This window comes from Parabacteroides caecihominis, from assembly GCF_023656785.1.
In the GTDB taxonomy this organism is placed as follows: Bacteria; Bacteroidota; Bacteroidia; order Bacteroidales; family Tannerellaceae; genus Parabacteroides; species Parabacteroides segnis.
The window spans coordinates 74,683-99,180 of the sequence record NZ_JAMOKS010000002.1 but is presented as its reverse complement, the minus strand read 5'-3'; the positions used below and the strand labels follow the sequence as shown (position 1 = coordinate 99,180).

Annotated in this window: 13 protein-coding genes and 1 tRNA gene; 7 read left to right on the top strand and 7 right to left on the bottom strand. The window is 40.2% G+C overall.

Annotated elements, in window-relative coordinates:
• Window positions 1-2: 2 nt before the first annotated feature.
• The 7 genes from NBH14_RS01520 to NBH14_RS01490 all read left to right on the top strand — a co-directional run bounded on the left by NBH14_RS01520 (window position 3) and on the right by NBH14_RS01490 (window position 10,151).
• Entirely contained in the window at window positions 3-1,664 is a 1,662-nt protein-coding gene (locus tag NBH14_RS01520) for a RagB/SusD family nutrient uptake outer membrane protein (protein WP_186958135.1), read from the top strand.
• A 93-nt stretch (window positions 1,665-1,757) separates the two neighbouring features.
• A complete protein-coding gene (locus NBH14_RS01515; protein WP_250817073.1) occupies window positions 1,758-3,107 on the top strand; it encodes a DUF3863 domain-containing protein in 1,350 nt (449 codons plus the stop codon).
• A gap of 37 nt (window positions 3,108-3,144) precedes the next feature.
• Window positions 3,145-5,955 carry a DUF8487 domain-containing protein gene (locus NBH14_RS01510; RefSeq protein WP_186961248.1) on the top strand — a complete coding sequence of 937 codons (2,811 nt, stop codon included), beginning with the start codon at window positions 3,145-3,147 and terminating at the stop codon, window positions 5,953-5,955.
• Between the two features lie 207 nt (window positions 5,956-6,162).
• The gene (locus tag NBH14_RS01505; protein WP_186961249.1) at window positions 6,163-7,971 is read left to right on the top strand and encodes an AMP-dependent synthetase/ligase; all 1,809 of its coding nucleotides are present in this window, start codon (window positions 6,163-6,165) and stop codon (window positions 7,969-7,971) included.
• A gap of 52 nt (window positions 7,972-8,023) precedes the next feature.
• A protein-coding gene (prfB, locus tag NBH14_RS01500; protein WP_122326787.1) for a peptide chain release factor 2 occupies window positions 8,024-9,149 on the top strand; the annotation gives its coding sequence in 2 pieces (ribosomal slippage) (window positions 8,024-8,086 and window positions 8,088-9,149; 1,125 coding nt in all).
• An 80-nt stretch (window positions 9,150-9,229) separates the two neighbouring features.
• Window positions 9,230-9,303 (top strand) — tRNA-Ile (locus NBH14_RS01495).
• An 86-nt stretch (window positions 9,304-9,389) separates the two neighbouring features.
• Entirely contained in the window at window positions 9,390-10,151 is a 762-nt protein-coding gene (locus tag NBH14_RS01490) for a Fic family protein (protein ID WP_186961250.1), read from the top strand.
• Window positions 10,152-10,198: 47 nt separating this feature from the next.
• On the opposite strand, the gene NBH14_RS01485 is transcribed toward NBH14_RS01490, so the two are convergent.
• The 7 genes from NBH14_RS01485 to NBH14_RS01455 form a co-directional block, all read right to left on the bottom strand.
• Window positions 10,199-12,595 (bottom strand): hypothetical protein, encoded by a 2,397-nt coding sequence (locus NBH14_RS01485; protein WP_186961251.1) that lies wholly within the window; start codon window positions 12,593-12,595, stop codon window positions 10,199-10,201.
• 186 nt (window positions 12,596-12,781) lie between these two features.
• Window positions 12,782-14,620, bottom strand: a complete 1,839-nt coding sequence (locus NBH14_RS01480) for a RagB/SusD family nutrient uptake outer membrane protein (protein ID WP_186961252.1) — start codon at window positions 14,618-14,620, stop codon at window positions 12,782-12,784.
• 21 nt (window positions 14,621-14,641) lie between these two features.
• A complete protein-coding gene (locus tag NBH14_RS01475) occupies window positions 14,642-17,941 on the bottom strand; it encodes a TonB-dependent receptor (protein WP_186961253.1) in 3,300 nt (1,099 codons plus the stop codon).
• A gap of 201 nt (window positions 17,942-18,142) precedes the next feature.
• On the bottom strand, window positions 18,143-19,081 hold the full coding sequence (locus tag NBH14_RS01470; RefSeq protein WP_186961254.1) for a FecR family protein: 939 nt from the start codon (window positions 19,079-19,081) through the stop codon (window positions 18,143-18,145).
• 77 nt (window positions 19,082-19,158) lie between these two features.
• Window positions 19,159-19,719: an RNA polymerase sigma-70 factor gene (locus NBH14_RS01465; RefSeq protein WP_186961255.1), complete on the bottom strand. Its 561-nt coding sequence runs from the start codon at window positions 19,717-19,719 to the stop codon at window positions 19,159-19,161.
• Between the two features lie 758 nt (window positions 19,720-20,477).
• Window positions 20,478-22,850 carry a glycoside hydrolase family 31 protein gene (locus NBH14_RS01460; protein WP_186961256.1) on the bottom strand — a complete coding sequence of 791 codons (2,373 nt, stop codon included), beginning with the start codon at window positions 22,848-22,850 and terminating at the stop codon, window positions 20,478-20,480.
• Window positions 22,851-22,960: 110 nt separating this feature from the next.
• Window positions 22,961-24,490 carry a RagB/SusD family nutrient uptake outer membrane protein gene (locus NBH14_RS01455; protein ID WP_186961257.1) on the bottom strand — a complete coding sequence of 510 codons (1,530 nt, stop codon included), beginning with the start codon at window positions 24,488-24,490 and terminating at the stop codon, window positions 22,961-22,963.
• Window positions 24,491-24,498: the final 8 nt, after the last annotated feature.

Sequence of the window (24,498 nt, the reverse complement as noted above, 5' to 3'; positions counted from 1 at the left end):
TCATGAAATATTTAATTATTATATTTTCCATTTTTTGTGTTTTTTCAAGTTGTCAGGATATGGATCTGACACCGAAAGACGATCTGTCTGACCCCTTATTCTGGAAAACTCCAGATGATTTTGTGTTGGAACTGAATAATCTCTACGATTCTTCAATGGAAACTTTTTCATCGGGAAAAATGGATTGTGACAGTGATATTGCTTTTGGACTGGGATACAACGATGTAAGTAATGGATCCTGGATTGCGCCTGAAAATGATAACGATTGGAATAATTGTTATGCATATTTGCGTCAAAGTAATATGATTATTGAAAAAGCGGAATCTTATCCCGGAGATCCTAAAGAGATAGAACGTTATGTTGCAGAAGCCCGTTTTTTTCGAGCTTATCATCACTGGTTGTTATTGAAAAAATTTAATTCGGTTCCTATTATTAAAAGGGTGCTAACTGTAGATTCCGAGGAACTAATGGCCAAAAGAAACTTACAGGTCGAGGTTGAAGATTTTATCTTGTCAGAACTAGATGCTATATACAAGCAACTTCCACTTCAAAAAGAACTGAAGGCAGAAGAAAACGGCAGGATAACACAAGGAGCTGCATTAGCATTGAAAGCACGCGTGGCATTATTCGCCGGAACTTGGGCAAAATATCACCAGCATCGTCAGGATTATCTACAACTGCTTGATCAGGCGATCACAGCAGCGGAACAAATAAGAACAAGTGGACAGTATGCCTTGTATGAAGGCTCAGGAAATGATAGTTACCGATATCTATTCATTGATGCCGGTGATAATTCACAGGAAACTATATTGTCGAATCGCTATTATAAAGATATCCGTACTCATGGAACAGCCAGCCAAATCGCTTGGGGATGGTGGGGAACACCTACTAAAAAACTGGCAGAAATGTATCTGTGCAAAAAGACCGGATTACCTATAAATAATTCGAACTCAGGTTTCAAAGGATATAAAAAGATTGAAGACGAATTTATTGATCGCGATCCGCGAATGACACAAACATTTCTTGTACCCGGGCGTATTTATGATAATAATGAACAACATGGGCTTACTTGTTCACCTGTCTTTACCGTACGCCCGGAAACACGTACCGGTTATAAATTATGGAAATTTATGGGTGAAATAATAGCCGGATCAGATAAGGCGGAATACGACTACCACATTTTCCGTTATGCCGAGGTATTGCTTATATTGGCTGAGGCAACATTTGAAAAAGACGGGAGAATCAGCAATGACCTGTTAAATAAAACCATCAATGTAGTGCGTAGCCGTAAAGGTGTGGAAATGCCCCCGCTCACAAATGAGTTTGTTACGGCTAACGGTTTGAATATGCAAACTGAAATCCGTCGTGAACGAACTATAGAATTAGCATTCGAAGGTTTTCGCCGGGATGATATCCGTCGTTGGAAAACAGCTAAAGATGAGTTGGATCAACCCATTAAGGGTATTAATTATCGGGGAACTGAGTATGAAGAGTTGGAAGCTTTGAACTCTGGTAATTTGGGATTGGTAGATGCTGACGGATTTTTGATTGTGGAACAACAAGCGAACAGAAGGTTCGAAGATCCAAAACATTATTATTATCCACTACCATTATCACAACTTAATATAAACCCTAATTTGAAACCAAACAATCCTGGTTGGTAATAAATGAAACCGGTTAAGAATTAGCTATATGCAACCGTGGGTTAACTACCCACGGTTATATACATAAATATGAATCACTTAAATGTAAAAAAAATGAAACGAATTCTTGTAATTATTCTTTTGATTAGTATAAGTTTTTCTCTCCCTGTACATGGGCAGTCTAAATGGACGCCAGCCCCAGACAAACTAATGGGTAATCGTTTTTTAACGTTCAATACTATTATTCGCGTTAACCAGATAGAAGTTACCCGTAATAAAAATGAAGGAGTGGATGAGCGTTCTATGCATACTCCGGAAAGAGTTATTGCTTTTCGAGAAGCCATTTCGTCAGAATTTCCGGAAGCCAGAATTACTTGGGCTTTCAGCTGGCTCGCATTGCACGATATGTCGGACAATTATAAAAAGATCAGGGAGTTGGTTACTGAATATCATTATAAATACGGTGATGATGTAACATTTATTCCAGGAGCCTATTTTGCGAATGCGTATAATACCAGAGAACAGGTGAATAAAGACTTGCATGAAGGTTTGGCTAAAGTGAGTGAAATAGTCGGTAATGGATTCCGCCCTAAAAGTGTTCTTGCAGGATTTATGGCCGCTGAAAACCAGCAATATTTGGCAGAGAAGGAAGGGATACATGTTTGTCAGGGTAATATATGGAGTCAGTTCTCTATCGATAATCAGGATGGTGACGGAGCTGTCTCTTACCCTTTTTATCCATCAAAAGAGCATTTCTGTAAACCGGCACAAGGTAAAGATGATTTTATTGACTGTGTGAATCTGGATGGTTGGACAATGGATTTCCTTGCTGCCCGCAGGGATGGATTTGCTGATGGTTTTAATAGTCGTATGGGAGTCGGTCCGATAGAAACTCTGCATGCGTATGGGAAACTTGTCGGACTTACCCAAATGATGCATACGACAGCTGTACATTATGACAGAGGATTCGAATTGAATGGTTTTGCGTGGGTTACTAATTGTTGGGAACTGTCACTTCCTATAGATGTTTCCGGATTAAAAGACTGGCTGAATGAAATAAAAAGAAACTGGCCGGATGTGAAGTTTATCACTCAGGGTGAATTCGGTCTGTTATGGAGGGAGCACTATAAGGATAACTCTTTCAATTATCGTTTTGAGCAGAAAGGTTCGGGTATCGGAGGATCTGATTATAACTTAAAGATAAGTTGGTTTATGAACAAAGATTTCCGGCTAGCAATAACGAAGGACTGGCAAAGGAACGGAAGGGAAAATGTGATCGATTTCACCAATTACACACAGAAAGCTGAAGAACCTGCGAATATGACTCGTAAATGGAGCTTGCTTGGCGAAATTAATCAGAAACAAAGTCGACCTCAGGATAAACCCAAGCCGATTAATGAACTTTCTCCTGTAGCTATTTCTTTGATAAAAAAACATTATCCTTATTTACTGGACAAGAAATGATAAAATATTGATTTTCATTTATGAAAAAAAGAATCACATGAACAACAAATTTTTATTATTAATGATCTGTGTTATTTTTTGCTCGTGCAATAATAAATCAACGCAGCAGATCGATCTTTCCGGTGAATGGTATTTTGCTTTGGATTCAAATGATGTTGGCATTACTGAAAAATGGTATGATCAGCCTTTGGCAGAGAAGATAAAACTTCCTGGATCGTTACAGGAACAGGGATTTGGTAATGATGTTGACATTAACACGCCGTGGACAGGACAAATCGCGGACAGGTCATGGTATACGAGTGACGTATATGAAAAATATCGTCAGCCAGGCAACATTAAAATTCCGTTCTGGCTGCAACCTGACAAACATTACGTTGGAGTAGCTTGGTATCAGTGCGAAGTTCAGGTACCTTCCTCATGGAACAAGAAGTACATCGAACTGGAGCTAGAACGTACACACTGGGAAACCTCCTTGTTTGTAAACGGTGAAAAGATAGGTGATAATAATGCATTGCAGACACCGCATCGTTATATGATAAATAGAACAGGGAAGTTGTTGTTAACCATTCGTGTTGACAACAGATTGAATATTCCTATCGGAATTAATGCCCATAGTGTTTCAGACCATACTCAGACTAACTGGAATGGTATTGTGGGGAATATCACCCTTACAGCACGTCCAACATTGCATATTGATAATATACAAGTATACCCCGATGTAAAAAATAAAAAGGCGGAGGTCGTTGTTTCATTTGCCGGGTCCTCTGCTGGGAAATTTGTACAAGTTAAAATTAAAGGAAAAAGTTTCAACAGCAATGTAATAAAAGAACTGACTCCTGTTAATGCTTCGGTGGATTGTAAAAGTTCACAATTTAATTGTACATTGGATATGGGAGAGGAGATGCTTACGTGGTCTGAATTTGAGCCTAACTTGTATCAACTGCAAGTGGAGATAGATACAGAAGAAGGAAAAGAGATGAGAAGTACTACTTTCGGAATGCGTGATTTTAAAGTGGACGGAACGCGTTTTAGTATTAACGGAACTCCTGTTTTTCTCAGGGGGACACTTGAGTGTGGTATATTTCCATTAACAGGTTACGCATCCATGGATGCTGCTTACTGGGAAAAAATATACAGACGCTGTAAGGAATTTGGGTTGAACCATGTACGTTTCCACTCCTGGTGTCCGCCTCGGGTTGCTTTTGAAGTGGCTGATCGCGAAGGTATTTATCTGCAGGTAGAAGCTGGTGGCTGGGGATTGGTTGGCGACGGAGGTCCTGCTGACAAGTGGTTCATGGAGGAAAGCGAACGAATTGTTAAAGAATTTGGAAATCATCCTTCTTTCTGTGTACTTACATATGGAAACGAACCTGCAGGAGGGCGTCAGGTCGAATATCTGTCGAACTTTGTAGATCATTGGAAAGCTAAGGATAAGCGTCGACTTTATATAGCAGGAGCCGGATGGCCGTATACAACCAATTCTGATTTTTGGAGTGCTTATGATCCACGTCTTAATTTTGGTATTTTCGGAGGTCAACTGAATAGTATTATCAACAGAGAATCACCGAGGTCGGATTTTGATTACAGGGAGGCTACAGCCCGTGTAGCGCCTATGCCGAGTGTAAGTCATGAGATCGGACAATGGTGTGTGTATCCGAATTTTAAAGAGATATCCAAATATACGGGACTATTAAAAGCTAAGAACTTTGAAATTTTCCGGGAAACTTTGGAAGAGCATCATCTGGGGGATCTGGCGGAGAAGTTCTTACATGCTTCCGGGCGTTTGCAGACTCTTTGTTATAAGGAAGAGATTGAAGCTGCATTGCGGACACCCGGTTTCGGTGGATTTCAGCTACTCGATCTGCATGATTTTCCGGGACAAGGATCGGCGTTGGTTGGTGTTCTTGACGCATTTTGGGATCTAAAAGGATATGTCGATGGTAAAGAATACAGTATGTTTTGTAATCGTATTGTTCCGTTGGCGCGAATGAGTAAAATGATTTGGAGCAATAATGAAGTATTCAAAACTTCTCTGGAAATATCATATTTCGATAAACAACCGTTAAAAAATGCATCTGTTGAATGGGAGATCACTGATACTTCCCAAAAGATACTGGCCTCAGGCAAAAGTATTAAAGATCTTCGACAAGATAATTGTATTTCTGTTTCATCTATCGAATTCAAGTTGTCTGATATCAAAGAACCTTCAAAGCTAACCCTTACTGTGAGGGTTGGAGGAACAGATGCATGTAACCGGTGGAACTTTTGGGTGTATCCTACCTTATTGGATAAGCCACAGGAAAGACCTTATGTGACTTCCGATTTCAATGATGCTGTGGCACATGCGAAGGCTGGAGGAAACGTATTGTATTGTTTGTCGAAAACGATCCTGAAAGATGATAAAGGAGGGACTATTAAAGTCGGTTTTTCTCCTATATTCTGGAATACGGCATGGTCAGGAAAACAAGCTCCGCATACGCTTGGAATCTATTGTGATCCGGGACATCCCATTTTTAATGCTTTTCCTAATGACGGATATAGCGATTATCAATGGTGGGATATCGTTACGGGAAGTGCGGCGATAGTGATGGATGATTTTCCTGTAGATTACAGACCGTTAATATACCATATAGATGATTGGTTTACCAACCGGAAATTAGGCTTACTTTTTGAAGTCAGAGTAGGAAATGGGAAAATGATGGTATGTGGTGCCGATATTATACACGATCTGGATAAGCGGATCTCTGCCCGACAATTCAGATACAGTATCGAAAAATATATGATTTCACCAGAGTTTAATCCTGCTTGTGAAATAGAATCGGGCGTTCTAAAAGAATTGATTAAATAAATGAAAGGGAGAAGAAGCTGGTCTTGATGGACTCAGCTTCTTCCCTCTATAGGGAAAGTATTTAGCTATTAAAAGTGTCTTTCGGTATCTTGTCTTGTGAATCCATTTTTGCACAAAAAGTACAATTGTGTGTAAAAAAAGGAGCGAAAGTGTTGCTATTCAGTAGGAAACCCGTACTTTTGTTGTATCAATTCAAAAAGAAGAATTATGGTTTATTACCACTATGCCGAGTTAATTCATAGACAGGCTGAAAAGTATGGTTCACGTACAGCTTTAAAATACCGTGATAATGAAAGCGGGAAATGGTTAAAGATCTCATGGAGAGAATTCTCAGAGAAAGTAATGCTTACAGCAGAGGCTATGGCTGAGTTTGGAATAGAAGTACAGGAAAAGATCGGTATCTATTCTCAAAATATGCCGCAATGTTTATTCACAGATTTCGGTGCATACGGAAACCGGGTGATTTCTATCCCGATGTATGCAACTAACTCTCCTGCTCAGATAGAATATATTATTAATGATGCGGAGATACACACGCTATTTGTGGGTGAACAGTTGCAATATAACAATGCCTTTAAGGTACAAAAAGAATCTGCCGTCTTAAAACGTCTGATTATTTTTGATCCGGCCGTTAAGTTGAATCCGGAAGATAAGACTTCTATTTATTTTGATGACTTTCTGCGTCTGGGTGACAATGCACATGCCGAGACTACTGTAAAGATCCGTATGAATGAGGCTAGTGCTGATGATGTGGCTACTATTATGTATACTTCGGGCACGACTGGTGAATCAAAGGGTGTCGTTCTTCATCATTTTAATTATCTGGAAGCGATGCGTATCCATGATATCCGCTTGCCGATGGTTAATGACAAGGATACATCTATGTGTTTCCTTCCGCTGACCCATATCTTTGAGAAGGCATGGACTTGCTATTGTCTGCATAAAGGGGTGAAGATCGCGATTAACCAGGATCCGAAGATGATCCAGAAAACATTGCCGGAAGTTCATCCGACGCTGATGTGTAATGTGCCGCGTTTCTGGGAAAAAGTATATGTAGGAGTACATGAGAAAATCAACTCCTCGGCGCCTTTCATGAAGAAGATTTTTATGGATGCGATAGAAACTGGACGTCTGTATAATCTGGAATATAAGAATAAAGGTATCAAAGCTCCTTTCTGCCTGAAAACCAAATTTAAGTTTTATGATAAGACTGTCTTTACCCTACTGAAAAAGGTACTGGGTATTGAAAGAGGACGTTTATTCCCGGTTGCAGGGGCTCCGTTGTCTGATACGGTGAATGAATTCCTTCAGTCCGTTAATATCCCTATCGTCTATGGGTACGGATTGAGTGAAACGACGGCGACAGTTTGTTTCTATCCGGAAATAGGTTTTCAATTCGGTTCGATCGGTGAAATAATGCCGGGAGTAGAAGTTAAAATAGACGAGAGCAACGGAGAAATCCTTGTCAAAGGTAAAACAGTGACTACCGGTTATTATAATAAACCGGAAGAAAATGCACGCGCATTCACAGAGGACGGCTTTTTCCGTACCGGAGATGCCGGACGTCTGGAAGGAAACGTATTGTTCTTTACAGAACGTATCAAGGACCTCTACAAGACATCGAATGGTAAATATATAGCTCCGCAAGCGATTGAAATAGAGATGGGCAGCGATAAATATATCGAGCAGATTGCTGTTATCGGCGACCAACGTAAGTTTGTCAGTGCTTTGATTGTGCCGGCTTATACTTTGTTGGAAGAATATGCGGAAAAGAAGGGTATCGCGTATAGTAGTCGTGAAGAACTTTTGGCCAGTAATGAAATCATCCGCCTGATAGAGTCGCATATTGAGGAACATCAGAAAAATCTGGCTTCTTACGAGAAGATCAAGCGGTTCACCCTACTTCCTCAGCCTTTTACGATGGAGGGGCGTGAGTTAACGGATACATTAAAGTTACGTCGTCCGGTTGTTTTGCAAAAATATGCGAATGAGATTGAAGCGATGTATGCAGAGTAAACTGACAATTAATTTCCTATCTTTGCACAAAATTTAAAATAAGAAGAAGATTATGATAACATCAGACCAACTACAGAATGTGTTGGAGCGCGAGAACGCGCTGAGGGGGTATCTTTGACATAGATGGTAAGACCATCCAGTTAGAAGAAGAAGAACTGCGTACACAGGACCCCGGCTTCTGGGAAGATGCCAAACGGGCAGAGGCTCAGATGAAGAAAGTAAGAGAACTGAAGAAGTGGATCGAACTTTACAACGAGGTAAATGCGGCAGCAGAGGAGTTGCAGTTGGCTTATGAATATGTAAAAGAAGAGATTATCACCGAAGATGAAGTCGATGCGGCTTATGCCAAGGCTTTAGATCTGGTAGAGAATCTGGAGTTCCGGAATATGCTTCGTGACGAGGCAGACCAGATGAGTTGCGTACTCAAGATCAATTCCGGTGCCGGTGGTACGGAAAGTCAGGACTGGGCTTCCATGCTGATGCGTATGTATTTGCGTTATGCGGAATCCCATAATTATAAAGTATCCATTGCAAACTTGCAGGAAGGTGATGAGGCGGGTATCAAGACTGTCACGATCAATATTGAAGGCGATTATGCTTTCGGGTATCTGAAAAGTGAGAATGGTGTGCATCGCCTGGTTCGTGTTTCTCCCTACAATGCACAGGGAAAGCGAATGACATCTTTTGCATCTGTATTCGTTACTCCGCTAGTTGATGATACGATCGAGGTAAAGATTGAAACAGCGGCTATTTCATGGGATACTTTCCGTTCAGGCGGTGCCGGTGGACAGAATGTGAACAAGGTAGAATCAGGGGTACGCTTGCGTTACCAATTTAAAGATCCTTACACAGGTGAGGAGGAAGAGATTCTGATTGAAAACACTGAAACGCGCGACCAGCCGAAGAACCGTGAAAATGCGATGCGCCAGTTGCGTTCTATCCTGTACGATAAGGAATTGAAACATCGTTTGGCTGAACAGGCTAAGATTGAGGCCGGTAAGAAGAAAATTGAGTGGGGATCACAGATCCGCAGTTACGTTTTTGATGACCGTCGCGTCAAAGACCATCGTACAAACTACCAGACTTCCGACGTAAATGGTGTCATGGACGGCAAGATCGATGAATTTATCAAGGCTTACCTGATGGAATTTGGCGGTGAGGAAGCAGCTGAAAAGTAAAGTTTTTACAAGAATACTTGCAGAATCCGATTAAAAGTCGTAATATTGCACCCGATTTCAGAGCAAGCCTCTGAAACACCGGTCCTATAGCTCAGTTGGTTAGAGCACCTGACTCATAATCAGGGAGTCCTTGGTTCAAGCCCAAGTGGGACCACATATAAGAATCGCTTAAATGTTGAAAATAAGACGTTTAAGCGATTCTTGTCGTTTAAGGTATATCAACCTCAAAGTAGGATAGTTATGAACGAGAATGTGAATACCATATTGCAGGAAATAGATATTCTTAAATCTGAATTGTCGACATTGCGTCCATTGCCTTCGGAAGCCCTTAAAAAGATAGAGGATGCTCTTGATATGGAGTATACTTATGAGAGTAACCGGATTGAAGGAAATACACTTACATTGCAGGAAACAGCTTTGGTTGTAAATGAGGGTATAACTATATCAGGCAAGTCTATGCGTGAGCATTTAGAAGCTATCAACCATGCGCAAGCTATTGATTTTATTAAAGATATTGCCCGACAGGATGTAGATATTAGTGAACGAACAATTAAAGATATACATGCTATTGTTTTGCATGGAATCAATCGGGAGAATGCTGGCCGATATCGTACTGTTCCTGTAATGATTTCCGGTAGTATGCACATGCCACCTCAACCTTATTTGATTGAAAATCTGATGGAGGATTTTATATTGAAGTTCAGGCAAATGGAAAAAGATAAAGTCCATCCGGTAATAATTGCAGCTTACCTGCATGATGAACTTGTACGGATTCATCCGTTTATTGACGGGAACGGACGTACATGCCGTCTTTTGATGAACCTTTATCTTTTGCAGCATGGTTATATTATTGTTACCCTGAAAGGGGAAAATGAGAAGAAGCTACAATATTATAAAGCTTTGGAGAAATCGCATACAGAGCAAGAACCAGATGCTTTTTACATGTTAGTTGCCGAGGCTGAAAAAGAAGCATTGTTGCGGTATATTAAGATTGTAAAGTGAAGTATTAGAATATGTTCGTGCTAAACGAACATATTCTAATAGTCTATTTAATTGTCTTTTATTTCAAATTTATATTCTCTTTCCATCGCTTTATCTCCCGGTGAATCCATGTTGATATTATAGGTGATTTCCCAAGTGCCGGATATAGGATTGAAGTCTGTTTGCCAGTAATCGTTACCGTATTTAGACTGATCCATTTGTACCCATTGTTTTCCTTCTTTGATATATAAGACAGGATTTTTGTAAGTAGATAATTCTTGGATCGTGATAGGAACATAGCCGATTCCCCCTTTCGTTTTAAAATGAACAACATTATTTACAGCCGATATAACAATAGGATAACTTGCTTTAACTATTCCTGTTAGTGGAGTTATAATAATGTTATTCCCTTTTGCTTCTCTGTAAGCAAGCGCCCATTTGCTTGTAAACTTTGACAAAGCTTTTTTGAAATTGACATTTGGCCCATAGTAATCACTACTTTCTAAAGGTGTAACGATCAGTTCTATTTCTGCCTCTATGTAGTCTCCGGCAGATAAAGAACGGCATGTTTCTGGAAGAGTTACTGTGATAATAGAGCAAGGATCTCCGTGATTTCCTTCGGTCGTATTGTATTCATGCCAATGAGGACGTATATTATTTTTTCCTTTAATCACTGATTTCCAACTTCGGACTATAAAACCACGGTTGCCTGAAATAAAACGTCCTTCCTGATCTTTGCTGATGGGTGAGTCGTATAGAAACACCCAGGGGGTATTCCCGTTAAAAGGCTTTATACTTTTGTCATATACGGAATTTGTATTGTTATTGGCTTTCCACTTTTTTATTAAGCCATTTTCGTTTCCTAAGGCTATTTCTTTGGAAAAACCATAATGATAGGTTGTGGCTCCTAACTGGAATATATCTAACTTTTCGAATTCTACATCTTCATTTACTTTCATTTGGATTTTGTAGATTCCTCTGTTGATATCATCGGATCGGGTAATGGATGTCGAATACTGGAATTCAATCTTATTATCTAACATATTACCAGAATATATGACTTCAGTCAGATTCGGGCAATAACGTTTGTAATCTGTTTTCATTTCTGTATGCCACGCCCTGCCACCTTTGTTCTGTTTGAGATAAAGAATATCGGCCCCCCCTACATTGCCTGTCCAATTCCATTGTTTTCCTTTTGGATCGATAACTAATAATGGACGAATATCTAAAACTGCTGCTGAAGCTTGATCCAGGTCCGGTTCATAACATATACTTTCTCCCCATGCTCCGATGGCTGATTGATCCCATTGTTGATTGCTTCCCCAACCAACAAGACAAAGCTGGGCATGAGATGCTGCAGGTATACCTCCCCAATGTGCATTAACACTAGAATACTCAAGTGTAATTTTACTTTTTGCTGGTATTTGAAGAACGCTGAGGCCATGAAACCACGGACCTTTATAAAGATGAGAGTCATAATTGTTAAAGTCGGTAGTATGCCAGTTTTTTGATAACTGAATAGGGATGCCAGTAGGAAAACCTTCTTTATCCCTTATTATTCCGGATATGCCGGGAACGGCATAGACTTCTTTCTCTTTTGAAAAATTCAATCTGATGGTAGCCTCCTTGGGATTATCATTTTCGATTGTAAATTTGATTCGTTCCATCCGGTCATTATCCTTTGTTATATTTCCTGAGATATCATTGCGAAGTTGAATCGAATGCCACCCAATGACCGGATCGTATTGAGTCTCTAGAGAAGAACTAACAGGGTCTGTTTGTATTGCAGTCACTTTTAGCGGATTTGTTTCCTGATTGATAATACCCACTAATTCTTTCTCCAGATTCTCTACCGGATAGATGATTAGTCCGGTCTGATAGAGTTGTCCTGGTTGCAGTTTTTGATCAGAATGTAAACGTGCTTCTATATTGTTTCCGGAAAATGAAAGAAACGTGTTATCGGTCGATCCGGTTATTATATATCCGTCTGTTCCTGCCATATGTTTATATACTGCCCATCCTTCAGGTGAAGTTTGTTTTATATAAGTAGAAGGGATGGAATATTTGATAACAATAGCGTTGGAACGTTGTATCACTGTTGGAATAATGCGTAAAGAAAGAGTTAAGCGGTCGTTCCAGGATATGATTTCCAGACCACTGTTATAAGGATCGCAACCGGTTAACTCCGGTATCCAGTTGATGAAACGATGTTGCAGGAACCGTCCGGTATGGATAAGCTGGCAATCTTCGGTTCGTAAGGAAGAGTGCGTGCATGGATAAAGTTTGCCATACGTTTCAATACCGAAAGATATCCGAGGTGGCTCATTGGTAACTCCTGTATTAGTATTGGCAATAGAAAAGCTATTGAAAGTGAGCTTTTCGTAATCGAACTCAAATGCATATTTGTTTGTCCGTACCGCAAAAATCAAAGGCGATTCGGTTCTGATAGAGTTCTTCCACCACATATTCGACTGTTGGATCGAGGATTTTCTACATAAATCTTCGACTTCGCTCAATTGAGCTTGTATGCAATTAATACATGAAAGATGTATTATAGCTAAAAACAAAAGTATTTTTTTCATTTTGATAGATAGGTGTTGTAAAAGAGAATAAAAAGATCTTTCCACTATATGCGGAAAGATCTTTTTAAATTAATTATAGCCAGGATTTTCTAAGAGGTTAGCATTAGCTCCGGTTCTTTTCAATGTAATAGGGAAATAGTAATTTTGTTTGTAAAAACGTGGAGGCGTATTTACTCCGTCAATATCCTCCAATACGATAAGTTTATACTTTCTTGTATTAAAATCAAGTATATACCTTAACCCTGAAAACGATTGGGACAAAGTTGTTTCTGCTTCCCTCCAACGACGTAGATCCCAATATCTGTGCCCTTCAAAAGAAAGTTCAACTTTTCGTTCATGACGTATTGACTGACGGTCGACTGATGTTTTAGTTGAGATACCGGCTCTTGTTCGTATCTGATTGACTGCGTTAAGAGCTTCTCCTGTTTTTCCTAATTCGAAAGCTGCTTCTGCATAGTTCAGTAAGATCTCCCCAAAGCGGAATACGATGAAATCCGTACCAGAATTAGACCATGTACTGCCAATATCAACATTCTCATCCAAGTATTTCATGACTCCGAAACCTGTACCGAAGTTACCGGCATTGATGTTTTGATCTCCCAGGGCATTTATACCTTCGTAGCCTTCTCCATCATTTTCATATAATTTTCCATCTCCGCCAATGAGACCTTTGTGGAAGTCAACAATGCCACCTCTCCAGCTACTTCCCATCGTATATATGGTAGCAAGAAACCTGGGATCTTTATTGCCCCATAGTTCCTCCATACTCCATAATCCTTCCTGAATGGCTTTTCTGTCTAGTTTACCTGATTTTCCGTCGATATATTCAAATTCTTCTGCCATTTCCAGATAAGGAGTATTTCCCATACCCAGATTCCATCCATGTGGTTTGGGACGTTGACAAAAATCGTATCCCCAGGTGTTTCCTCCTCCGGCTAAAGCATCTACATAATTGTGTTGTTTGGCAAATATAACTTCACTATTCCTTTTCTTTATAAAGATATTTCTGAAGTTAAGAGATTTATCGCTATCCTGATCATATAACTGGAAAACTCCACTGTTGATGATTGCCTGGGAAGCATCAAACGCTTTCTGGTAATAGTCCGAAGCCTGGCTTTGCGGAATACCCAGCAAATCATTTAATTGCATAGAACCGAATTGTGCTATACTCCCGGCATACAAAGCCGCCCGGCTTTTTAATGCGAGTGCCGCCCATTTTGTAGGGCGTCCGAAATCAGTTGTTCCAATCAGGTCTTCTGCTATCGCATCCATCTCCGATATAATGAAATCATAAAGTTCCTTTTCTGAATTTCGTTTAGGGTAAAGAACTTCTTCAGAATCATCCAGAGAGGCTGCTTTTATTATTAGGGGAACTCCACCATAACGTTTTACCATTGAGAAATAATTGAAAGCCCTGATAAAACGTGCTTCTGCAACCCGTAGAGTTTTTACTTCACTTTCAATCGGTGAATCGGGGACCCGTTCAATAAACTGATTCAAGTTCCGAATGATATAGTACGGATATTCCCACCATTCAAGAAACCCTCCGTTAATGTTTAATTTTCCGGTTTTGTAACTACCTGCATTACCGGAAATTTCCCATCCTCCTTTTCCTTCGTCTGCAATATTGTTGATGATTAAAGGTCCATAGCCATGTTCACTTGTATGGATTTCCCACTTTCCATCGACAGGAGAACCTGCCGACCAACTTTCTATGTAGTCGCTGGCCTCATTGGTGAAAACTGTTGTTAACATGTATTGTTGTGCCAGATAAGCATCGATCATCACGGGATCATTCCATACAACATCGTCTGAAATGATATCCAGCGGTTTTTTATCCAGGATGTCGTCCAGACAGGAAGTAAGACTGCATAATCCGATTAAAAATATAAATAATGACTTTTTCATATTATTGATACTTTATTTCTGTTAGAATGATAAGTTTAATCCAAAACTGAATGTTCGCTGTTGCGGATAATACATTAGTTTATTTCCAATATTAGGAGCTTCCGGGTCGATACCGTATTTTCGTATGTTGCTAATGGTGAACAAATTTGTTCCGGCAACATAGACACGTGCTTGATTGACTCCTACTTTATCCAGTATTCTTTTGGGGATATTGTATCCTAAAGATGCATTTTTCAGTCTAAGATAAGAGGTTGATTTGTAGTAATAATCAGAAGTCCATCCGTTGGATGTTGAACCACCGAGACGAGGAATCAGTGCATTCGGATTATTATTCTCCTGTGTCCATCGTTCATTGTATTTTACTTCTGTTTCGAAGCCTAAGGAAGCGTTGGTATAGTATCCGAATGCACCCTGGAACAATGCTGAAAAATCAAAGTCACGATATCTCAATTCTGTGGAGAACCCATACATCCAATGCGGCATTGTTCCCATACCGATGTCTTTTTGGTCTTTCCAGTCTAATACGCCGTCATCGTTTAGGTCTTTGTATTTGATATCTCCCGGTCGGAGTGAATGATTACCGCCTAATGCACTGTAGGTGTAATCCAAAGCATCGATTTCTTCTTGGCTGGTAAATAACTTTTCAGAGACATATCCGAAAACACGATCCGTCCATTGTCCAGACTGTTGATAAACCCGTTTCTGATCCGGATCTTCGTAGTTCGGTTCTTCATAATGATCCCATTTCGAACGTGACCAGGATATGTTTGCACTGACATCGTAAGATAAATACCCCGTTTCCCCGGCTGTTCCAAGATTTAATTCAAATCCGCGGTCATTCAGGCTATTTAGGTTTTCTTGGGGAAGAGCGGAGCCAAATGTGGAAGGCAGCGATTGAATACGAGTTGCCGGTATGCCTTCCCGTTGCCGGTAGAAACCTTCGATCGATCCATGTATTTTGCGGTTAAAGAATGAAAAGTCGACACCTCCGTTATAGATAGACATTTTCTCCCAGGTGAGTAACGGGTTGGCCAGACCGGTAGAATAAAGTCCTGAAACAGGCGTATCTCCTAGTAAATAGGTTCCTCTCATCGCATATCCGGATAAATATTGAAAATTTCCTACTGCATCATTTCCTGATTGACCGTAACTGACTCTTAATTTCAGGTTGTCAATGAATGTCAGTTGTTTGAAGAAACTTTCCTGTGAAGCGACCCATCCCAGAGATACTCCGGGAAAATATCCCCATCGGCTATCTTTAGGAAATTTGGCGGATGCATCCGCACGCAGAATGGTTTCTATTAAATAACGGTCTTTGAACGCATAGTTAATTCTCATAACAAAGCTTGCTCTTCCCATTTCACTGGCGGAACCATCGTTGCTCATCCCTGATGTGCTACCTGCATACAATTGCTCTATGGAAGGGGTTAGGAAATCTTTTCGGTAAGCCATGAAATTGTTATTGGAATAATCAATGCTTTCAAATAAAGCCAGGCCGGAGACACGGTGTGTATCGTTGAAAAGATTATTGTAAATGAAAGAGTATTGTTGAGTTAATATACTTCCGCGATACATTCTTTCTCTGAGTTCTGCTTTCTCTTTAAAATTACCGGCATAATTATATGTATCCGTAGCAGTATTATAAGTATAGTATTTTATCGGTTTGGTAAATTCCTTAACATACTGTTCGTTGTCGATATAATTAATAAAAGCTTTGGCCTGCAATCCTTTGATGTATTTGAAGTCGTAAGATAATGAAACACTTCCTCTCAAATCACGCTGCTTGTTTTGATTGTAGCCCGTCAGATCAGAGTTGGAGGTAGCAGCAACACTGCCCACATCGATACCTCCCCATGCCAATTTAGTAGGGTCAGGAAGCTGGGAAGGATACCAGGGTTTGGTATTGTAAAGATCCTGCCATAAATATCCATCGTTTTCCATTCCTCTGACCGGAAAATTACGATCTTCGTATGTTAGAGTCAAGTCAATAGACAGATTAATACGATCAGTAATTGCTGCATCCATATTCGATTGAATGTTGTAACGCTTATAATCCCCTCCGTTTTTTTTGATCATTGTTTGCTGGTCTGTGTATCCGAAGTATCCCATATATTTTATTTTGTTGCTACCGCCTCTGACAGATAAGTTGTGATTTTGCTGAGGAGCCCATTTACGGAATACATAATCAAACCAATCGGTATTAGGATATGCAGGATCATTTCCTGCAAAGAATTTCTCCACAGCTTCTGCAGTCCAGGGTGCACCGGCTTCAGGCTGGCCGCTTTGTAGATAAGCTTCGCGTTCCATTTGAGTTCTTTGTCCGGAACTGGCCGGTTTGACCATATCGGTAACCCCTTGCAGAGTAAAGGAGCCGTTATATGTAATTGTCGGTTTTTGATCTTGTCCGCGTTTAGTAGTAACCAGTATGACCCCATTTCCTGCGCGGGCACCATAAATGGAGGCAGCCCCATCTTTTAAGATTGAAATAGACTCTATCTGGTTCGGATCAATATTATTGAAACTGGATTCTACTCCGTCAACAATAACCAGCGGGTTACCGAAACCGCGAATGCTTAACGATGCATCGTCTGAACCGGGCTTACCACTGTTCTGCTTGGCTAACAGACCGGGTAGCTGTCCGGCTAATGCGTTGGTTACATTAGCAATAGGGGCAGTGGTCAACTTTTCTGTCTTGATGGCGGAGACTGATCCTGTGAGATTCCCTTTCCTCTGAACCCCGTATCCGACAACAATTACCTCATCGATGGTCTGTGTATCTTCTTTTAGTTGGATATTGATTGCTTTTCGGTTATTAATCGGAATATCCAGTGAATTATATCCGATATAAGTAATTTGCAGTATAGAAGATAATGTGGCTTCTATACTATATTTACCATCTATATCCGTTATAGTACCGTTTGTTGTACCTTTTTCCACGATATTTGCGCCAATGATCGGTTCTCCCTTTGTATCCGTAACAATACCTTTGATCGTTACTTTTTGTTGTTTCACATCGTCTTTAAGGGAAGAGGAAACGACAATGTAGGACCCCTCCTGTACATAACTAAGTCCGATTGATGGTAAAAGGGTATCGAGAATTTGTTTTACAGGCTGATTTGTAGCATTTACTGCGACTTTTAAGTTTGTATTTACATTATTATTATATACAAATAGATAATCCGTTTGTTTTTCTATAGTATTCAATACTTCTTTTAAAGAAGTATTGCTGGCCCGGACGGTCACCCTCGTATTCTGCGAGTTCAAATTGATTGCATGTAATGAAAATATCAGTACAAACAAAAGGAATGAGGTTATTCTCATGATTCTGAAAAAATGTTTATGTCGTGATTTTTTTTGATAATAAGGTCCCGACAAAGATACTTTATTCATAACTTTGTAATTATTAGAGATTAATACAGTTGTTGATAATTGTGTTAGTCATGAAGCGATAGATGTTCCCGCATTTATCGCTTTTTCTTTATGTGCTATTTCATGGGCGATATGATTTAAAGATTCGACATGTTATTTTATATAGATGATCGTATTGTTCTCATTCCTGGTAAAACTAAATCTGACATCTCGTTGGAGGACATGTAGTATAAAGTCTAACCCATCCGAAATACGGAATTTCCCACTACAAATATAACTTTCCAGTTTTTTGTTTTTATTGATGATCTGTATATCGTAGGTCTTTTCGAACTCTTTCATCAAATCGTTGAACGCTATATTCTCAAAACAGAGCAGACCTTCTTTCCAGCGATAAATATCATAGTTCTGTATCTGTACAACATTCAGTTGACCATCTATATAATCTGCTTTTTGCAGTGGACGCAACACTATTTTATTGGATGGCTCGGTTTTATCTGAAATTTGTATGGAACCTTCCATTAATGCGGCAGAAAAAAAGGAGGTTTTATTATAGGCATTCACATTAAATTTAGTACCTAATACTTCTATATCATATTTACCGGTTTGAACAACGAACGGGCGTTTGGCATCTTGGGCAACTTCAAAATAACCTTCCCCATCCAATGTCACTTTTCGCTTGCTTTTCCCTTTTGTAAAAGAGGCTGGGTATCTCATTTTAGTTCCGGAATTAAGCCATACATTTGTTCCGTCCGACAATAAAAGATTAACTCTTTGTCCCGTTGGCACTGTGATCGTGTTCATTTCCTGGTCTGTCTCCGTTTTTGTTATCCGGTAGGCTTGTAAGCCACATATGATGAACAGGGCGACAACTGCTGCATATTTGATTAGACTGTTCAGTTGGAACACTTTTCCGGAAGAAGAATGCGGCGTACTGTTTCTCTTGTTCTGAACAAGCAGCAGGTCAAAGTACTTACGTTCTTTTATGTATTCCTGCATGTTTTCTTCAGATGCTTCCGTCCAGTCGCAAACCTCTTTTTCTTCTTCAAGAGATGCTTTTCCTTCGAAAAAACGATATAGTATTTTTCTTTCCATATATAGTAAGCACATAACTAAAATGTATCCCTAATGGAAAAACTTACTTTTTTCAATAAAAACAAGGTCGTTGTTAATTAATTCAGGAAGATAAGAAAGAACGGGAGATAATCTTTTAATCTTTTTCTTAATACGCCGAGGGCTTTGGATATATGGAATTCAATGCTTTTAGTCGATAAACCGAGATGTTCGGCAATTTCTTTATGAGTTTTATTTTCATACCGGCTCATAATAAAGATAGTACGTGTCTTTTCGGGGAGGCTTTCCAATGTCTCGTCTATCAGGCGTTGTGCTTCCGAACTGAATAACTCTTCCGGATCGCAGGCTTCCAATGTCGTGATTTTTAGTCTCCTGACTCTGTCCATGTGGGTCCATAGATTTTGTTCGATATCTTCCCGGATTCGTTGGTTACGTAGATAGTTGAGGCTTTTATGTTTGACGACTTCCATGATATAAGCCGGGATATTCGAATTGGAGGTAAGAGAATTCCTGTTTTCCCAATAGTATATCAGGCTGTCAATGACTATATCTTCGGCAGTATCTTCATCCTGAATGTAAGTATTAGCAAAACGGATGAAAATTCCCTGATAGTTCGAAAACAGTTTGTTAAATTCCTTTATCTCTGAAAGATTCTCCATATCGAATAATTGATAGGGTAAAGATAAATAAAAATCGGAGATAACAATATTTATCAAAATGATAATTTATCATAGATTTGCCGAGGCTGTATGGGATAGGATGGGAATAATTCTTGTAAAAGCCATTCTAAGTGAATTATTAATTTACATGCTGATATGTTGATGCGCTTTTTTGAGATTAAACTGAAACGGATATATAGTGAATAGAGTTGTTTGTCTTGAAAAAGTATATGTATTCATGTATTATGATACTTTAATCTTGATTACTTTTTTACTATTTGCAGAGGTGCAAATATGCTGCTTAACATATAAAATAACTTGTTTAAAGGTGCCTCTCTTGAGAAATTCACTCTTATTAACACGCTTTTTCCGCTGTAATAAAACTCTAATTCATTTAAAAGGAATTTTTTCTCGTTTTAAACGAGTTGCAAATTTGTTTAAAATGAGTTGTCGAAGTTCTTTTGTTTGAGTGTTATGTTAAAATATGTATTCTGTATTTCTCTGGAAGCGATCAATTGTTATATATGTTTGTTATTATTCGGCGCTTATTTTTGTCAAAAAGTTTGAGTATATTTATAAAACCGATCTTTTTGTTATTTATGTAACTTTGATAATAAAAGCTGTTGGTTGGAGTAGATATGACCGGAATTCTGAATTTCTTCTGATACGAATGTTTGAATCTTTCCTCAATTCATTAAATATCACGTGCTTGAGTTTTGTCAGAAGAAATCCGGAATTCGGTCTTTTTATGAATATATTTAGTTTTCGTTGAAATTAATACTTACATGCTTGTTTTCATAATGGATCAGTTTTTCCTGAACGGAGATATTCTGTCCGTTATCTGTTGGCATATAAAGTCTTACCCGGAAACTTCTTTGGGGGTATTCGATAAAGTTACCTTCTTTGTCATAGATATTTAATTGCCTGTTTTGATCGTCCCATTGGAACCGGATCAGGGAATAAACGCCGTTTTCATAAGCATATGTCTTGTTGTCATCTTCGTAAAGTTCAAAATCGGCATCTGCTCCGCCGTAAATCCTTATTTCCAGTTCTTCCTCTTTTTGTTCGCCGACATATTGAACTACTTTGTTTATCGGAAGGATGGAGCCGGACTTTACAAATACGGGGATGATATCCAATGGAGTTTGATATGAAATAGTTTGCTCTCCTTTATAGACTTGCTGATTATAGAAGTCGAACCAGTATTTTCCTGCGTGGCCGGGTAAATAAACAGATTCTTCGGTGTCAGGATTGTTGATGATTCCCTCTGGCGTGTAGTACATCGGTTTCGTTATGGGTTTGACCAGTAATGAAGGGCCGAACATATAGGCATCTGCCATATTGTGTACTTTCTGATCATTGGGGAAGTCCATGACCAGCCCTCGCATCATCAATCTGGAATCTGCCGTTACCTGCCAAGCTGATGAATAGATGTAAGAGAGCAGGTTGTATCTCAGGTTGATCATCTTTAATAATCCTTCATAAAAAGGATCGCCCAGTTCACCGAACTGCCATACTTCACGGGGTACGTTACTGCCATGGGCACGGAAAATAGGAGAGAATACTCCCTGCTGGAACCATCTTAGATAGAGTTCTTTATAAGAAGGATCGGCAAGACCTTTGGTGAACTGGCTGCCTCTTGTCGTAACGAAAAAGCCGCCGATGTCGGTAGTCCAGTAAGGTATTCCGCTCATACACAGGTTTAATCCGGCCGGAAGCTGTTTCCGGAATACTTCCCATGAAGCGGTGATGTCTCCGGACCAGACGGCAGTTGCATATTGCTGTTGCCCGGCAAATGCGGAACGGGTTAATATGGTAACGCGCTTATCACTTTGTTTACGCAGGTTTTCGTACATGACTTTCGATAAGAAGAGGGAGTAAACATTCAGATAGCGGTCGAATGAACCGATGTGAGTCTGACCGGCCGATTTCGTTTTCTCTTCCTGTTTGTCTTGTGTGAAACCTTCGCGGAAAGAAGGTTCGGTCGCATCCATCCACCAGGAGTCGACGCCTGTGCGATACAATCCTTTATAAAGATGATCCCAGAAAAGTTGCCGGGCTTGCGGATTGTATATATCCATGACTTTATAGTCCGCCCAGGTCGGTTCATCGAACAATGCCCCGATCTTTTCCAGATCTTTGTATATATCAGTCTTTTTCCCGAATCCCGGCCATACGGAAAGCATCAGGCTCACATTGTATCGGTCATGCAGCTGGCGGATCATTTCGGTGGGATGGTTGAAGTGGGTTGTATCAAATTTCAGGCTGTTCCAATGTTCGCGGTCACCCCAGTATTCCCAGTCTTGTACGATATTATCGAGCGGTATCTGCCGTTTACGGTATTCTTTTACGACATCAGTTAACTCATCGAACGATTTGTAGCGTTCTTTGGACTGCCAGTATCCGAAAGCCGATTTAGGGAACATTGGAACTTTTCCCGTCAGTTGATGATAGCCGGCAACTACCTCATGCATGTCGTTACCGTAGATAAAATAGTAGTCGATGCCATCGGCCACTTCCGACCAGAAAGAGGCTCCCTTTTCATTATCTTCAAATAATGTTTTGGAATAATTATCCCATAAAATGCCGTATGGCTGTGTGGACAGCAGAAATGGGTTAACAATCTCCATGTTGGCCTGTACCAGTTTGGCTTTCTTTCCCCGGTAGTTCATGATACCTTCCTGGTATTGACCTAAGCCATATAAGGCTTCATCTGCCTGCAACCTGAATGTTTGTTTCACTTGCCATACCGTTTCACCGGCTATATTCTTTTGTTCGAAAGAACGTGCCTGCTCCTGAAGGATTTTTTTCCCGCTTTTCGAATCCGTGAAATAGATGTTTTTATCAGAATAGGAATAAGTTGCTGTGACGGAAGATGTTTTCAGTGCGATGAAATCGTCTCCTTTCTGAACCTGACAGTCAGAAATGGGGTCCGATGTTTCCGGTATTATCAACGATTTACCCGGCTGCGAACCTACAGGTACTACTTGCACATGGATAACTTTATCCTGCGGAGCTGAAACGGATATTTTTAAGGAATCATCCACAATGCTGAATCCTTTATCAATATTTCCGGCCTGGGATAAAGTAATATGTAGCAGGCTGATTGCTATGATGAGTGCTTTGTTCATATTTTTATTTATGTATAAAATGGGTAGTAAAAGTGATAGATGGCACGCAGATAACATGAATTGATCAGTGTTATCTGTGTGCCATTTCTGGTTTTTGTCACAGTCTCATATTAGTATCCTGTATTCTGGTCCAGATTCGGATTGGAGGCCAGTACAGAAGTAGGGATAGGGAATATCCTCCTGTATTCTTCTCCTTTTGTAGATGGTTTAAAGAGCATAGGATCTTCAAACTTCCCGAAACGGATCATGTCGACACGACGATGCATTTCCCAAATCAGTTCACGCCCCCGTTCTTCGTATAAGGATTCCAGGTTTAAAGTTGAGGTGGTAAACAGCATTTCCGGGTTATTCGGGAATGCCCTGCTTCTGATCTGGTTCATTAATTCGACAGCTGTAGCTATGTCTTTTCCCTGACGGAGCAATGCTTCGGCTTTCATCATCAGTACATCTGCATAACGGAACACGACAAAGTCATTATTAGCCCAACCTCCGATAGCATCTTTATCCGGATAGTATTTGATACAACGTGCTCCGACCAGACGACCTTTATCATCAGCTCCACCCACATCGAAGGCGTCGAAACCATAAGGATCCAGAACAACATTCACCCCATTGTAGATCATCGGATTTCCGGATGCATCATATTGCTGCCCGTACAGGAATATCTTTTTCCGGATATCGTCATCCGTATAAAAGTCGAAGAAATCCGGAGCAACACACCAGCCATTGTAAGGAGCCTGTGACAGCGAGAATGTTTTCTGGTGACTGAAATGTAACGTACGGAGGAACCAACGGTTTCCTTTCGCTTTATTAGCATCGAAAGGAACGGAGAAGATAGGCTCTTTATCTTTGGCTCCGTTATCCGGTTTGAACATATCGAAGTAATCGCCGAGTTGATATTGGTTCAATGCAATTACTTTGTCACAATAATATTCGGCTTTTTCCCATTGCGGCTTGCCGGTATATACCTCGGCATTCAGGTATAATTTGGCAGCCAGGGTATACGCCATTCCCTGTGTGGGACGACCGTATGTTTTATTGTTGGCCTCATTACTCAGATATTCGGTATTCTCTTCCAGGTCTTTTGCGATGAAATCGAATACTTCCTGACGGGTATTGGCAGACGGTGCTTCTACGCTTTGGTCGAATTTTGTTACGATGGGGACTCCGCCGAAAGTATCCATCATATAAAAATAGAACCAGGCTCTCATTATTTTAATCTCTGCGATCGTTTGTGCTTTCCCATCATTATCCGGCAGCGCTTCAAATTGGCTCAGTACCTGGTTACAGGTTCCTATTCCGCTGAAACCGGAATCCCATGCGTTCTTTATCAGGATGTGTGAAGGAGTCCAGATATGATAGTGCATATCTACATAACGTCCGCCGTCATACCAGTCTCCGCCACGGGTAGGGACAAAGATTTCGTCCGTTCCCATCTCCTGCAATTCGTAGAGGTTATTATCGAAAAGTTTCTGTGCAGCCACATAAATCGGGCCTGTCATAGATGCGTATTGTTCGGGTGAAGAAGGAAAGTTCTCATCTGTATAAGATGAGTAGACCTTTTCGTCCAGATTAGTACATCCTGTAAAATTTAAAGCGAATGCCAGTGCTCCGGCAATATATAGGCAATTTAGTTTCATAATGAACG

Excerpts from the sequence above, each read along its gene's own strand:
- NBH14_RS01520 (WP_186958135.1), top strand. The coding sequence starts at position 3 with ATGAAATATTTAATTATTATATTTTCCATTTTTTGTGTTTTTTCAAGT.
- NBH14_RS01515 (WP_250817073.1), top strand. The coding sequence starts at position 1,758 with ATGAAACGAATTCTTGTAATTATTCTTTTGATTAGTATAAGTTTTTCT.
- NBH14_RS01510 (WP_186961248.1), top strand. The coding sequence starts at position 3,145 with ATGAACAACAAATTTTTATTATTAATGATCTGTGTTATTTTTTGCTCG.
- NBH14_RS01505 (WP_186961249.1), top strand. The coding sequence starts at position 6,163 with ATGGTTTATTACCACTATGCCGAGTTAATTCATAGACAGGCTGAAAAG.
- NBH14_RS01490 (WP_186961250.1), top strand. The coding sequence starts at position 9,390 with ATGAACGAGAATGTGAATACCATATTGCAGGAAATAGATATTCTTAAA.
- NBH14_RS01485 (WP_186961251.1), bottom strand. The coding sequence starts at position 12,595 with ATGTGGTGGAAGAACTCTATCAGAACCGAATCGCCTTTGATTTTTGCG.
- NBH14_RS01480 (WP_186961252.1), bottom strand. The coding sequence starts at position 14,620 with ATGAAAAAGTCATTATTTATATTTTTAATCGGATTATGCAGTCTTACT.
- NBH14_RS01475 (WP_186961253.1), bottom strand. The coding sequence starts at position 17,941 with ATGAGAATAACCTCATTCCTTTTGTTTGTACTGATATTTTCATTACAT.
- NBH14_RS01470 (WP_186961254.1), bottom strand. The coding sequence starts at position 19,081 with ATGGAAAGAAAAATACTATATCGTTTTTTCGAAGGAAAAGCATCTCTT.
- NBH14_RS01465 (WP_186961255.1), bottom strand. The coding sequence starts at position 19,719 with ATGGAGAATCTTTCAGAGATAAAGGAATTTAACAAACTGTTTTCGAAC.
- NBH14_RS01460 (WP_186961256.1), bottom strand. The coding sequence starts at position 22,850 with ATGAACAAAGCACTCATCATAGCAATCAGCCTGCTACATATTACTTTA.
- NBH14_RS01455 (WP_186961257.1), bottom strand. The coding sequence starts at position 24,490 with ATGAAACTAAATTGCCTATATATTGCCGGAGCACTGGCATTCGCTTTA.